The sequence below is a fragment of the Pedobacter chitinilyticus genome, assembly GCF_003313385.1.
Classification (GTDB): Bacteria; Bacteroidota; Bacteroidia; order Sphingobacteriales; family Sphingobacteriaceae; genus Pedobacter; species Pedobacter chitinilyticus.
The window spans coordinates 335,503-348,547 of sequence record NZ_QMHN01000001.1; the positions used below are offsets into that span (position 1 = coordinate 335,503).

Genomic DNA, 13,045 nt, shown 5'->3' on the forward strand with positions numbered 1-13,045 from the left:
CTCATTCAAAACTGTCTTATGCTCCAACCACCACTTTGGCAAAACGAACTACCTTGTCGTTAAGCGTGTATCCTTTTTCTAGTTCGTCAATTACTTTTCCTTTTTGCTCTTCGGTAGGTGAAGGAATTTGCGTAATTGCCTCGTGCAAATCAGTATTGAACTCGGTGTTGATGCTTTCAATTTCTTTCAAGCCTTTTTGGTTCAAAATGCTTTTCAGTTTGGTTTGCACCAATACAATACCTTCGCGAACAGGAGCTACTTCGGTAGTGTTTTCTGTAGCTTTAAGGGCACGTTCAAAATCGTCAAGAACAGGCAAGAGCGAAACCACTACATCTTTTCCAGCAGTTTGCAAAAGCTCTACACGCTCTTTTTGAGTACGACGTTTAAAGTTGTCGAACTCAGCAAATAAACGTAGGTATTTATCGTTCAGTTCAGCTACTTCCTGTTTTAGTTTATCTTCTGCCGATAATTCTTCAGCAGCTTCATTTACAGTAGCCTCATTTTCTGTATTTTCAGTTGAATTATTCTCTTTAGTTTCCTCTGTAGCTTGATTTTCCACTACAGCTTCTTCTTCCTTTTTCTTCTTATTAAACATCTGTAAACTTGTTTTTTGGGTTCATTCTCAAAAGTGTTGCCAATACAAATAAAACAGCCATGCTGTCAGTTTTGTAAGGTTATACACTAACAGAATGGCTGAAAGTTAAAATTTTGTCAGAAAATGCCTAGGCAATTTGAGCATCTTCATGCACTAAACCATTTTCACATTTAATGATACGTGAAGGGAAGGTGCGTATGATATGGTAATCGTGGGTAGCCATTAATACGGCAGTACCGTTTTGGCTAATTTGCTTTAATAACATTACAATTTCTTCCGAAGTTTCTGGGTCTAAGTTTCCAGTTGGTTCATCAGCCAAAATAATTTCTGGATTGTTTAGCAATGCCCTTGCAATCACGATACGTTGTTGCTCACCACCCGATAATTCATGTGGCATTTTTTTGATTTTTGAACGTAGTCCAACCTTTTCCAAAACGTCTTTAATACGTTCGATAATCAGGTTTTTATCTTTCCAGCCAGTCGCTTTTAGCACAAACTCCAAGTTTTGTTCAACCGTTCTGTCGCTTAGTAACTGAAAGTCTTGAAAAACAATACCCAATTTTCTTCTCAAGAAAGGCACTTCTTTATCTGAAAGTGTTTTAAGGTTGAAATTGGCTACGCTGCCTTCACCATTACCAATGTGCAAATCGCCGTAAATGATTTTTAGCAAACTACTTTTTCCCGAACCTGTAGCCCCAATTAAAAAGACAAATTCGCCTTTGGCTATATTGAGGTCAACGTTAGAAAGTACAAGGTGTTTCTGCTGAAAAACATCAACATTGTTTAGGGTAATTACGTTTTCGGCCATGTTAAATATCTAATTTGGTTACCTGTCCAAAAGGCAACTCGTTTATAATGTTCATTATTTTTTCTTGTTTATCTCCAAAGCCCAGCTTTTCTAATGATTTATCAGGTCTATCTACCCTAAAATAAGCCAATAGCGTAAACTTTTCATCTCTAAGTTGTACGTAATCTGGTATTTTGGCAATGCCTTTAACTTTGATGATATACATCTTTCAAAAGTAAGAAGTAAAAATTGAAAAGTAAAAGTAAAAGTAAAAAGTCCGAAAGTTGGAAAGTTGGAAAGTCGTTTAAGACTGGGCATACAATTTAGGGAAAACTTTTTCAGCAATAAAACAATCTAACAGTAAAACAATTTCTCCTAATCCCTAATCCCTAATCCCTAATCCCTAATCCATTTAAAAAAGCAATGGTATTTACATGATCTGCATAATCCCAAAGTTTTGGGTGCTGACTTTGTCCAAATGGTAAAACCTGTAAATTTTGTACAGGGGTATTGGATACAATGCATTGGATTTGTTCTTCCTGTTGCGCTAGTTTTTCGGCTACCTCCTTTACATCATTATATGTCTCGTAATATAATACCGCCAAAGGCGAAGAAAGGCCTTCATCTTCTTTTAACAACAGAAACCCGTTGTCGTAATGTGTTTGTAGGTTGACGAGGTAGATTGATTTATTATAATCGTAATTGTTGTTGTACTTAAAATGGTTGATGATGTCCTGATACTGCTCCAAAGGCTCAAAAAAGTATTTAATGTCATAACCTTTTGGGATAAAGATTTTAGAAATCGAGCGACAGCCCATTCCGAAATAATCTAAAATATCATGACCCAATTGCGCAATTTCGGCTTTGCTTTCTTTGCCAGTAATAATGGCTACGCTATTTCTGTTTCTTCTGATGATGTTAGGCACCTTACCAAAATAATATTCGAAATATCTGGAGGTGTTGTTGCTGCCCGTCGCAATTACTGCATCAAAATTCTTTAACTGCTCGGTATAAACAATGTGGTCTTTCAATTCAGGTAAAATATCGCATAAACGATTGAGCAAAAAGGGTAGGAGCTTATTGTCTGACGACGACAGCTTGATGAGGGCGATGTTTCCTGTGGCCAAAACGCACATTACATCATGAAAACCTACCAAAGGAATGTTCCCCGCAAGGATAAGACCGACGGTTTTTGGTGTTTTGGTAACTTCTACGGTTTCAAACCATTGCGCTAAATCTTGTTCATCAAGCATTTCAGCGATTGCTTTAACGGCTTTGTTTAACTCGGACGCTGTAAACCAAGCATTTGCATTGCTAGCAGAATTTAGGGTAGCAATTAGGGCTTCGTCGGGCTGTTGGAGGTATAAACCTAGCTGTTTAAAAGCTGAAATTAACTGTTCTTTGCGAAGTGATGACATATTTAGAACTATTATAAATGGATTATGTATTATATTTGCGCTGCAAAGTTAAGCTTAGCATTTAGAATTAGACGATAAGATGGCAATTAAAATAACAGACGAATGTATAAACTGTGGGGCATGTGAGCCAGAATGCCCTAATAATGCAATTTACGATGCAGGTACTGCTTGGAGGTTTTCTGATGGTACTAGCTTAGATGGTATTATTGATTTTGGAGGCAAGGAAATGGATGCAGGAGCAGCTCAAGATGCGGTTTCTGATGAAGTATACTATATTGTTTCAGATAAGTGTACCGAGTGTAAAGGTTTCCATGATGAGCCTCAGTGTGCGGCGGTTTGCCCAGTAGATTGCTGTGTAGACGACGAAGATATCCGTGAAACGGAAGAAGAACTATTAGCTAAAAAAGCTTGGTTGCACCAAGAAGGTTAATGGAGCGAAGCGCTAAAAGTTAAAAAGTTTAAATCCCTTGGGATGATATAAAAGAAAAGGAGATGCTGAAAAGTATCTCCTTTTTTATTGCTTTTGATTTTATTGAAGCAAAAAAATAGGCCAGTGTTGTGCACCGACCTATCCAAATGTTGTTTAGTTTATTAAAGGCCAACTACAACGTCGTAGGTTGCTACTAATTTTACCGTTAAATTTTTAGTTAATGCAGTAACAATTTTAGACTTTAAAGAATACTTTAAGCTAGCGCTAGAAAGTATATCTTTCAAATCAACAGAACTGTCAACAGTTAAATTAATTTTTGTGGTTTGGGCAGCAGGTGTGCCAGCGTAACTAGCTGTAAAATTTTTACCTGCTCCTTCCAATACAGCATTGATTCCTTGTAAATTTGAGAAACTGTTGGTGGCGTCAGATCCTGCCGTAATTTCAGCAGTCAATGTTTTTATTTTCAATGATTTGATATTTTTTAAGCCAAAGCCAGATGCTTTCTGTTTGATTAATGCATCTAAATCAGCAGTGGCTACCGCTGAACTTAGTTCTATTTCTTGTGCTGAAACACCGCGAGAAGGAACCGTCAATGTTACGTCTGCAGTGGTTAAGGTAATGTTTTGGTCTGTCGCCTTTTCAAGCTTCTTACATGAAATTCCTACCACAGCCGAGCCTATCATTAATAGCACTAATAATTTCTTTTTCATTCTAGTTTGTATTGATATAAATTGGTTGTTTTTTGCTAAAGGTAAAAAACTTGTGACCATATCTCCAAATTTAATTACCTGATTATTTAATAGTTATACGTCGATACTATTAGAGGTTTTACTTTTTGTAAGTGTAGATCCCGTACTTGCTGCAACCACCAATGCAATGGTCGTCCATTCTAGGATACTCAAATGTTCATGCAAAAACACCAAGCCGCAAAGTGCAGCTGCAGCAGGTTCTAAGCTCATCAAGATGCTGAATGTTTTGGCTGGGATATGTTTGAGCGCATTCATTTCGAGTGTATAGGGAATAGCACTTGATAATAATGCAATACCCATTCCTAATAGAAATATGTTGGGACTAATGTTACCCAAATTGCCCTCAATGAGTGCAGCTGGTAAAGCAATACATGAGGCAAAAATTAAACCGATACTTACCGCCTGTCCGCTGTCCATTAGTTTAGTGACTTTGCTGCCAAGGATAATGTAGGCCGCCCAAAAAGCACCCGCTAATAAAGCTAAGCCAGCACCTATTAAATCGATATCGCTATTGCTATGCCATGGCGCAATTAAGGCAATGCCTACGGCCGCCATAAATGCCCACAAAAAATCTATCGCCTTTCTTGAGGTAGAGATGGCTAAGACCAAGGGGCCTAAAAATTCTAAGGTAACTGCCAGCCCCAAAGGAATTCTGGATAGCGATAAATAGAAAGTAGTGTTCATGATACCCAGTGCCAAACCATAAATAGCCGCCCATTTCCATTGGATAGGGGTAATGCTTTTAAATGATGGTCTGTAAACTGCCAGTAAAAGAATTGCAGAAAGTACAATCCGTAAACTGACGGTACCTGCCGCACCCATTACAGGAAAGATGCCTTTTGCAATGGCAGCACCCCCTTGTACGCTGATGATAGAAAGCAAAACTGCTGGTACGGGCGGGATATTTTTTAACTTCATAGACGGGGATACATTTTTGCAAAAGTAGTTTTTTGGGAACGGATTACGGCAATCAAAATATTTAATATGTGATGATTGAATAGACTATGATAACACATTGGTTTTTATAGGAGGCTTTTATTAGCTTTGGAGATAAATTTGAAAACATGAATTATTGGCTAGTAAAGAGCGAACCTTTTAAATACAGTTGGGAGAAATTTAACCAGGATGGACGTACCTTTTGGGATGGCGTGCGTAATTATCAAGCACGTAACAACCTAAAAGAAATGAAAGAAGGCGATTTGGTTTTGTTTTACCATAGTAACGAAGGTAAAAATGTAGTGGGTGTAGCCAAGGTAGTAAAGGAGTTTTATCAAGATCCAACTACTTCGGATCCTAATTGGGTAGTAGTGGATTTGGCTCCTGTTGAATCTTTAAAAAATCCAGTGACTTTAGAGCAGATTAAAGCAGAAGAAAGCTTAAAGGATATTTCTTTGGTCCGTCAAGGACGTTTATCGGTAATGCCTTTAAAGGTGACCGAGTTCGACAAAATTCTAGAGATGGGAAGCTAGTGCAAAATATGCTGAATGTTAATCTTTGTTAAAATTTAAACATTCGGTAATTAGCCTGTAGTATTGGCATTGCTATTGATATTTTCAGCACACCAAACCTAGTGTTATAATGAAGCTATTGATAGTGCTCTTGTGCAGCCTCATGCTGTCGCAATTTTCGTTTGCCCAAGTGGCAAATGTTGGAGATTATGAAGTAAAAGTGACCTCTTATCGCTACAAAACTACCAAAGGACAGTTAAAAAAAGTAAGTCCAGAGGGCATAGGGATTGAAGACTATCAAGGCAACTACATCATTTTTAGAACGGCCGACATCATCAAAATTAAAGTAAAGAAACGGGGCTTAACCTTTGGGAAAGCCGTTGCTAGTGGTGCCTTATTGGGGTTGGGAGTAGGAGCTGCTATGTGGTCTTTGGATGAAAACGGTGAGGCTACAGAAGATATGTTGAAGCTTACTGCGGCACTTACCGTAGGTGGTGCCGCCGCTGGTGCGGTGGTTGGTGGCGTTTCGGAAATTGCCGCTGGTAAACTAACCTTAAAGGTAAATGGCAATGCCGATTACTTCAAGAAAAACTATCAGAAACTAGAGAAATACCTCAATTATTTTGAACCCATACAACATGTGAACGGTGGTTAATGTCCAGCCTCTGTTTGAGCGGTTTGTTTTTTTCTGGTCGACATTAATCCAATGCTCATCACTAAACTAGAGCCCAATACCACCATAAATAGGAAAGGCGTGCCAATTTCTACCAGCTTCATGTGTTGAGGCAAATTGTAGTAAAGTAAGATGCTGATTAATCCTCTTGGGGTGACAAAGCCTTCGGGTAAAACATGTTCTCTTTTAAAGAAATATAAATAACCAAATCTGATGACGTAAATGCTGCCCAGCATAATGAGGCCATTAGCAATGATGTTGAAATTGTCCAGTTCGTAGATGTTCATCGTAAAACCAAAAATTACAAAAAAGAAAGTTCTGATGATAAAGGCCGTTTCTGCCGAGAGCTGGTGTAATTGGGTAAGGTCGTTAGATAAGTTTTTGTAGATAAAAATTGACCTGAACCAGGCGTGTTTAATGGCATCGGCATTGTTGAGGAACAAGCCAAAGGACAAAATAAGGACTAATGCGGATAGATGGAAAGACTGCCCAATGGCATACACCATAATTAAAATGGAGATGATCAGAAAGAATTTGATGTGATGCCTTAACCTGCCCATGAGGTATAATAGCGTCACACAAGCGACTACCGATAACAATAAAATAAGTACTGTATTTAGGGCTAATTGCCCAAAGGAACCTACCGTAATGTGTTGGTTAGCTACGGCGAAATTGAAAAGGATGATGCCCAGAATGTCAGAAAAAGAACTTTCATAGATGATAAACTCCTTGCTCTTTTTGTTGATGCTTGAGACCGACGGAATGGCGATGGCAGAACTGATGACACTAAAAGGAATGGCATTTACAAAGCATAAATAAAGTGTCTGTCCTGTAATTTGGTAAATGATAAACGTAATGACCACCACCGTGGCAATTAGAATGAGCAAGGCGGATAGAAAAGCGCCTTTAATGACTTTGTTTTTTTCTCGAGCGTATTTCAGCTCTAAGGAACCTTCAAAAACAATCAAAATAAGCCCAACAGTACCGAGAGTAGGCAGTATATCTAAAAAGTTATAGGTATGAATTTGTAACTTGTCAACTAGGATGCGTAAACCAATACCTAATACCAGTAACAGCAGTACCGAAGGTAGTTTGGTTTTGCTAGCTACCAAATCAAATAGGTAGGAAAAGATAACTAGCGCACTTAAAACAATGAGTATGGTGTAGGTCGTCATATATCCTTTCTTTTTCGACCTTAATCAGGTAATTAGTTTTTAGCAAATAAAGCTTTAAGCTCAATGGCATCATCTGGTTGCATTTTTCCTGCCAGCACCAAACGCAATTGTCTGCGGCGCAAAGCACCTTCGTAAAGCTCAATTTCTTCTGGTGTTTCGGCTTTGATTTCGGGTACTGGAATGGTACGGCCGCTTTGGTCAACTGCTACAAAGGTGTAATAAGCCTCGTTAGATTTTACCCTGGTTCCAGAAGGGATGTTTTCAGCCCATACATCCAAACGTACCTCTACCGAAGTGTTAAATGAGCGGGTTACTTTGGCTTCAATGGTAATCACATCGCCAAGTTTGATAGGTTGTTTAAACGAAACATTGTCTACCGATGCCGTAACCACAATTCTGTTGCAGTGTTTTTGGGCAGATATGGCCGCGGCAATATCCATCCAATGCAGTAATCTGCCACCCATCAAATTGTTTAACGTGTTGGTATCGTTAGGTAGAACTAGCTCATTCATTACCGTAAACGAATTTTTGGGACTTTTTACGTTTAAACTCATGGCGGCAAAAATACAGAAATTAACGGGGTTTCTAACGATTAATTTATATAGCACTAGGTGATGAATAGAGATATATTAATAATAATTATCTTATTTAATGTGTAATATTTTAAAACAAATAAATAAGTAATTTTTATTTATTAATATTTTTAAATAAGTTTAGATTATATTTTAATAAAACAAACTTAACCTAAACTGTATGAAGAGAATTTTACTTTTAATGTGCTTTGCTATGGGCTTTTGTGCCAGTAGCAAGGCGCAAGGCATTTTGGTGAACCGTTATTATAATAGTGGTTTGGCCAATGGCGTAAATGACGTAGTGGAACTGGTGGTGTATACGGACCATCTCGATGTTAGAAACTACATTATCAAAGATTATGGTAATGGCGGTAGCACCTTGGATGACGGCGGCGGAAAATATCGTTTCAATAATATCAATGTATGGAAAAATCTCCGCTCTGGTACTACCATCGTGTTGCGGAAGTTAAGTGATGCAGAATTGCTGACTTATACACCCGACACTGTCGCTACGGATTTCAGAATAAGTGTGGCCATTAACGATGGAAATATATTTACCAATATGGATAACAATAAAGTATGGAATTTAACTTTCCATGAAGCGGTTTCCATTAGGGCAGATACAGACGCAGCTGCGCTGGCAAACGGAGGAAATCAGGCTGTTCACACTTTGGGCTATGGTGATTTCTTTAATAAATCGGTTTGGCATGGCATTCCTGGAACTAAATCTTTATATAATGGTAGCAGTTTGGCAGGTAATGGAACAGTGGGGGTTGCTTATTTAACTTATCCTAATTATCAAAATTACAGCACACCGTTTGATTTAAATGCAGATTTGGTCTCGCTGCCTGCTTATTGGAACAAAGAAACCGCATTGATGACTGGCTTTCCTGCGGGGATACAGGTTTTTAGAACAACTACTCCTTATATGGGCAGACAAATGAATGCCTACTGTGTGGTGTTCGACCCTAAATTAGTAGAGTTTAAACCAACTTATTCAGCAAGTTTCAAAACTCCAGAAGCCTACGTAAACAATGAAAGTGGTACGGTGTACGCCTGCTTAAACGCTGGCTTTTTTTACACTACTGCCTTGAGCACTATACAATATAATGGAACCACTAATGCAAGTAATGTGGCCTCTTTGAATAGAAGTGTTTATAATAATCAAACCAATACTTATTACCCAACCCGAGGTACGTTTGGTTTGTCATCGATGTTAAAACCAGATATCACCTGGACTTACAGAATCAGCAGTGTGGTTTATTCTTATGCTACCCCATCGCCAAATGACGTGAATGCGGCACCGCAACCCATTCCTTTAGCTGCTAACGGAACCATTTGGAATGCCATTAGCGCAGTAGGTGGTTCTCCTGTTTTGGTTAAAAATAGTTTGGTGAATATCACTGCAGCAGAAGAGCTTGCTGATTTGGACAATACGTCTCAACGAGCAAGGTCGGCAATTGGCTACACGGCTGATGGTAAAGTGATTTTGTTGGCGGTAGAAGGTGGGAACACAACCGTTTCGCCAAGTGTAACTGGCTTAAACTTAAATGAACTGGCTAATTTAATGAAGGATATGGGATGTGTTGGAGCACTTAATTTAGACGGCGGAGGTTCTACCACCTTGAGAATCAATAACCAGCCTACTGTTCGACCATCTGAAAGTAACGTAGAGCGTACCATGCCAGGTGTTATCTTAATTAAATCAAAAAATTAGACCATTATGAAATTCAAAATATACCTTTTAGGCCTATTATTTTTTGCAATGAACGCTGCAAAAGCACAAAAGGCAGATTCTTTAAAACTGTTAATGGACGTTAGCGGCGGAAACGTAGGTGCAAGCACGCAAAGCGACGATGCGGTTCCAGTAACCATCAGTACTTATGATAAAGTAAGCTGGGGCGATGGTTATGGCGTAGCCAACAGGGCCTTTATCCAATCGTTACGAAATGTGGTGCTGCCCATCACCCTGTTTAAATTCAATGCTAAAAAAGATGCAGATGCGGTAAACGTGACTTGGTCGACCTCGATGGAGCGTAACGCCTTGCACTTTGAAGTATTACGCTCAACCGATGGCAAAAAGTTTGAGCGTATTGCTACCGTTGGCGCCAATGGAAATACCAATACGTTGCAAAACTATTCGTACAGAGACCGTAAACCAGCAAATGGGACCAATTATTATCAATTGAAAAGTGTAGATAGGGATGGTACTTTTTCTACCTCTATTGTGGTTGCGGTGCAATTTAATCTGAATAAAACAGATATGGTTGTAGTGGCAAATTCGGCTAACCAGAATATCAAGTTGAGTGTTTATTCGCCAGTAGCCACCGCGGCAAGTTTTTCTATCTCTGATGTGAATGGACGCGTTTTGTTGAGGGTGAAAAACCTTGAGATACAAAAAGGTAGTAACGTGTTTGAATATCCATTGAATGTTCCCGCACAGTTGCTCATTGCTGCATTGACTTCGGCTACAGAAAAAAATGCTTTTAAATTTTACTATTAGGTTTGATTAATTCTTCGTCATGACATTTCGTTATTTAGTTTTCGTACTCTGTTTAGTCTCTTTTTCTTGTTCAAAGAAGCGTGAAAATAACACCGTAACGCCTCAGCCTACGCCCACTAATTCATTTTATGTAGGCGAGGTAAAACCTGCGGCGGCTAAAAGCTGCTTTGCTGGGGCGTATTATCGTAAACTGGTATCAAGTGTTGATGAATGGGGAGGCATTGGTGGGCAGTTGGTTTTGCCCACCATTGTTTTTGATCCTTCGAGGATCAATCCCGCTAAACCTACACAGTTTTTAGATAATCCTTCTGTTTATATGGGCGGAAACATGGGCGGACAGGAAACGGACATTGGCCTTACTTGGGAGGTGATTAAAGATGAAAATGGGAATGTAACGGCAGATAGGAGAGCTTTTAGACCATTTTTAAGAAGGACAGCGCATAGTGGCAGTGGACAGGTAGCACTTTATGAAAATGCACCAGCCGAAGCCAGATATTATTGGTATCAAGGAGATGAAGTAACGATGTCGGTAAAGATAGTAGCCAATGGGGTTTTAAGGTTCACGGTGGAAGGGGCTGGAAAGAAATTTGAACGTGATTTTGAGTGTGGCGGCTACACTTTTGCAGGTAAAGGTGAGTTTAAACGAGTGAACGCCATCGACCAAGTGTCTAACGAAGGGAAGCCCGTGCAAGCCACCAGAACCAAAGTAACGGGTGGGGAATGGAAAGCTAGCTATCTGTATCGTATCGTGAATGGTCAATTGCAGGAAACACCTTTCCATGATGGCCGTTATACCGATATGAGATGCCCAAGTGCCAATTACTTCTCTATTTTTTCTACGCAAATAGACCGTTCAAAAGGAGCGGAGAAGATTGAAATCAATGGGGCGGGGATATAAGCCTTAACTTTGTCTGGCAATTAAAATATGCGCTAAGTGATGTTGGCAATGCCAAGCATAAATGCCAATATTCTTTTTTAATGAAATGCGCTCTTTGTTTTCAGGGTGGATAAATTCTCTTTCTAATTCCTGTCCTGACAAGTGAGTGAGCAATACCACCCATTTTTCATGTAAACCTTCAATGATTTTAAGGGAACTTTCTATCGGATAATCTTTGGCATCTGAAAGCTCGGCCCATAGGTTTTCCAAATAAGGTTTAATGGTAGGGGTGTCTTCCGTTAAAGTAAGTTTAAACCTGATCAAGCTATTCATGTGGCTATCGGCACAATGATGCACCACCTGTTTAATGGTCCAGCCATTAGGTCGATATTGCTTTTGCAACTGCTCCTCATTAAGGTCAGCAGTGGCGCTTTTTAGCCGTTCTGGAAAATGTTTGATGACCTCAATCCAATTTTTAAGATGTTCCGTAGTGATGATTTCTGGTTCTTGAAATTTTCCAATCGGGAACTTTAAATTTTCGAGGTTTTGGTCCATTTCGCTTAGCGTTTAATGCTGTTGATGTTAGTGAAACCTACCAAGTCATCGTAACGGGCTCCTGGTCGTCTGTGATAAGCAAATACCTGATAGGAATTTTCGGTTTCAAAAAAAGAACCTTCAAACACAGTATCGTTGAACTTCCCATTTTCATCTACCCAAACATATTTGAAGTCGTAAAGTCCTTGCTTTAATTTAATGTTGCCATAAAATCTTCTTCTCGATGACTCAAAAGTCAGCTTATTCTCTTCCGTAAGGGCATAATTATTGAACCTGCCAAACAAATATACATTTCCTTTCGGGGTAGGAGGTGGTGCAGCCAAAGTAAACAACATATAAGCGTAGTCGCTATCCGTTACATTGTCTCTTCCATCATTATTTCTGATAAAGAAATTACCATTTTCATCAAATTGGTTGCTGTATCTATTGCTATTGTTGGGCAAGTCTATCGATAAAATCACGTTTTGGGTACTGTCCCTGTAAATGTCGGCAACGTGTTCAGCTTTGTATCTAAAACTGCGGGTATCAAACTTTCTAAATTCATTTCCCGCCCAAAATTGGTTGGTGTTAATGTCGTTGTAAACCAAGGTGCCTGGTTTTACAAAAGAAGGTTTGGTATTGATAATTGCAGTTTGCGGAATGGCATTTTGTGTAACTACCGCTTTTATTTCTTGGTAAGGATTGTTGATGGGCGTTTGGTAGAAGAGGCTGAAATTAATTTTTTGTTTACTGTTCCTATCAGCCACATCAGTAGCAGGAACTACTTCTGCACCAATGTTGATGGTATTGTTGAGTACATAAAAACGTTGGGTAATCACAACTTTGCTGGGGTCATTGTCTTCGTAGATTTTTAGAATGTAATTACCACCAACTTTGGGCTTCATTTGGTCGTTAGGAAAAGTAAGCTGATAGTGCGTAAACTTTACCAAAGTATTAAACGAATAACGATAGTTGAAAAGAATATCTTGTTGTACGCCTTCTAGGTAATCTAAAAGATTCATTCTCGAAGGTTTCCAATCCCAAGTACAATGTTCAATGGTGTAACTGTAGTTTTTCTGTCCGCCACGTAAATCATCAAAACCAAAGCTGAGCGTTTCCGAACTTTTTAAATTAATAACAGGAAGCGACTGCTCTTTGCTCGTATTGTAGCATTCTACCGTTTTAATGTAGCTTTTAAAGATTTGATTCTGATATTCTGTTTGCGCTTTCGCACTAGCTATTGACAATACAGAAAGAAGGCAGAAGAGCAGCTTGTATTTCATT

At 39.1% G+C, this 13,045-nt stretch carries 16 protein-coding genes; 6 read left to right on the forward strand and 10 right to left on the reverse strand.

The window, feature by feature from the left end; all coding sequences use genetic code 11:
* Positions 1-16: 16 nt before the first annotated feature.
* The 4 genes from DUT70_RS01355 to DUT70_RS01370 all read right to left on the reverse strand — a co-directional run bounded on the left by DUT70_RS01355 (position 17) and on the right by DUT70_RS01370 (position 2,800).
* Positions 17-595, reverse strand: coding sequence for a nucleotide exchange factor GrpE (locus DUT70_RS01355; RefSeq protein ID WP_113645508.1), 579 nt, complete (start codon positions 593-595; stop codon positions 17-19).
* 127 nt (positions 596-722) lie between these two features.
* Positions 723-1,403 (reverse strand): cell division ATP-binding protein FtsE, encoded by a 681-nt coding sequence (locus DUT70_RS01360; protein ID WP_113645509.1) that lies wholly within the window; start codon positions 1,401-1,403, stop codon positions 723-725.
* A 1-nt stretch (position 1,404) separates the two neighbouring features.
* Positions 1,405-1,608: a fructose-6-phosphate aldolase gene (locus DUT70_RS01365; RefSeq protein WP_113645510.1), complete on the reverse strand. Its 204-nt coding sequence runs from the start codon at positions 1,606-1,608 to the stop codon at positions 1,405-1,407.
* Between the two features lie 163 nt (positions 1,609-1,771).
* Positions 1,772-2,800, reverse strand: coding sequence for an acyl-CoA reductase (locus tag DUT70_RS01370; RefSeq protein ID WP_113645511.1), 1,029 nt, complete (start codon positions 2,798-2,800; stop codon positions 1,772-1,774).
* 79 nt (positions 2,801-2,879) lie between these two features.
* Here DUT70_RS01370 and DUT70_RS01375 point away from each other — a divergent pair, with 79 nt between their 5' ends.
* Complete coding sequence (locus DUT70_RS01375) at positions 2,880-3,230, forward strand: 4Fe-4S dicluster domain-containing protein (protein ID WP_113645512.1); 351 nt, start codon at positions 2,880-2,882, stop codon at positions 3,228-3,230.
* 161 nt (positions 3,231-3,391) lie between these two features.
* Here the strand turns inward: DUT70_RS01375 and DUT70_RS01380 are convergent, their stop codons facing one another.
* Both DUT70_RS01380 and DUT70_RS01385 read right to left on the reverse strand, forming a co-directional pair.
* Positions 3,392-3,940 carry a hypothetical protein gene (locus tag DUT70_RS01380; RefSeq protein WP_113645513.1) on the reverse strand — a complete coding sequence of 183 codons (549 nt, stop codon included), beginning with the start codon at positions 3,938-3,940 and terminating at the stop codon, positions 3,392-3,394.
* 93 nt (positions 3,941-4,033) lie between these two features.
* A complete protein-coding gene (locus DUT70_RS01385; RefSeq protein WP_113645514.1) occupies positions 4,034-4,897 on the reverse strand; it encodes an EamA family transporter in 864 nt (287 codons plus the stop codon).
* A 146-nt stretch (positions 4,898-5,043) separates the two neighbouring features.
* Between DUT70_RS01385 and DUT70_RS01390 the strand changes: the two genes are divergently transcribed.
* Positions 5,044-5,448: an EVE domain-containing protein gene (locus tag DUT70_RS01390; protein WP_113645515.1), complete on the forward strand. Its 405-nt coding sequence runs from the start codon at positions 5,044-5,046 to the stop codon at positions 5,446-5,448.
* Between the two features lie 109 nt (positions 5,449-5,557).
* Complete coding sequence (locus DUT70_RS01395) at positions 5,558-6,082, forward strand: hypothetical protein (RefSeq protein WP_113645516.1); 525 nt, start codon at positions 5,558-5,560, stop codon at positions 6,080-6,082.
* Here DUT70_RS01395 and DUT70_RS01400 read toward each other — a convergent pair.
* Together DUT70_RS01400 and DUT70_RS01405 are read right to left on the reverse strand one after the other, a co-directional pair.
* Positions 6,079-7,275, reverse strand: coding sequence for a cation:proton antiporter (locus tag DUT70_RS01400; RefSeq protein WP_113645517.1), 1,197 nt, complete (start codon positions 7,273-7,275; stop codon positions 6,079-6,081). The genes DUT70_RS01395 and DUT70_RS01400 overlap by 4 nt on opposite strands.
* A gap of 32 nt (positions 7,276-7,307) precedes the next feature.
* Complete coding sequence (locus DUT70_RS01405) at positions 7,308-7,829, reverse strand: acyl-CoA thioesterase (RefSeq protein WP_113645518.1); 522 nt, start codon at positions 7,827-7,829, stop codon at positions 7,308-7,310.
* 199 nt (positions 7,830-8,028) lie between these two features.
* Here DUT70_RS01405 and DUT70_RS01410 point away from each other — a divergent pair, with 199 nt between their 5' ends.
* From DUT70_RS01410 to DUT70_RS01420, 3 genes are read left to right on the forward strand one after another with little or no spacing between them, the layout of a single operon-like run.
* Entirely contained in the window at positions 8,029-9,564 is a 1,536-nt protein-coding gene (locus DUT70_RS01410; protein WP_113645519.1) for a phosphodiester glycosidase family protein, read from the forward strand.
* A gap of 6 nt (positions 9,565-9,570) precedes the next feature.
* A complete protein-coding gene (locus DUT70_RS01415) occupies positions 9,571-10,350 on the forward strand; it encodes a hypothetical protein (protein ID WP_113645520.1) in 780 nt (259 codons plus the stop codon).
* A gap of 19 nt (positions 10,351-10,369) precedes the next feature.
* A complete protein-coding gene (locus DUT70_RS01420) occupies positions 10,370-11,248 on the forward strand; it encodes a hypothetical protein (RefSeq protein WP_113645521.1) in 879 nt (292 codons plus the stop codon).
* Between the two features lie 3 nt (positions 11,249-11,251).
* On the opposite strand, the gene DUT70_RS01425 is transcribed toward DUT70_RS01420, so the two are convergent.
* Positions 11,252-11,782, reverse strand: a complete 531-nt coding sequence (locus tag DUT70_RS01425) for a YfiT family bacillithiol transferase (RefSeq protein ID WP_113645522.1) — start codon at positions 11,780-11,782, stop codon at positions 11,252-11,254.
* 5 nt (positions 11,783-11,787) lie between these two features.
* Complete coding sequence (locus DUT70_RS01430; protein WP_113645523.1) at positions 11,788-13,044, reverse strand: type IX secretion system plug protein; 1,257 nt, start codon at positions 13,042-13,044, stop codon at positions 11,788-11,790.
* Position 13,045: the final 1 nt, after the last annotated feature.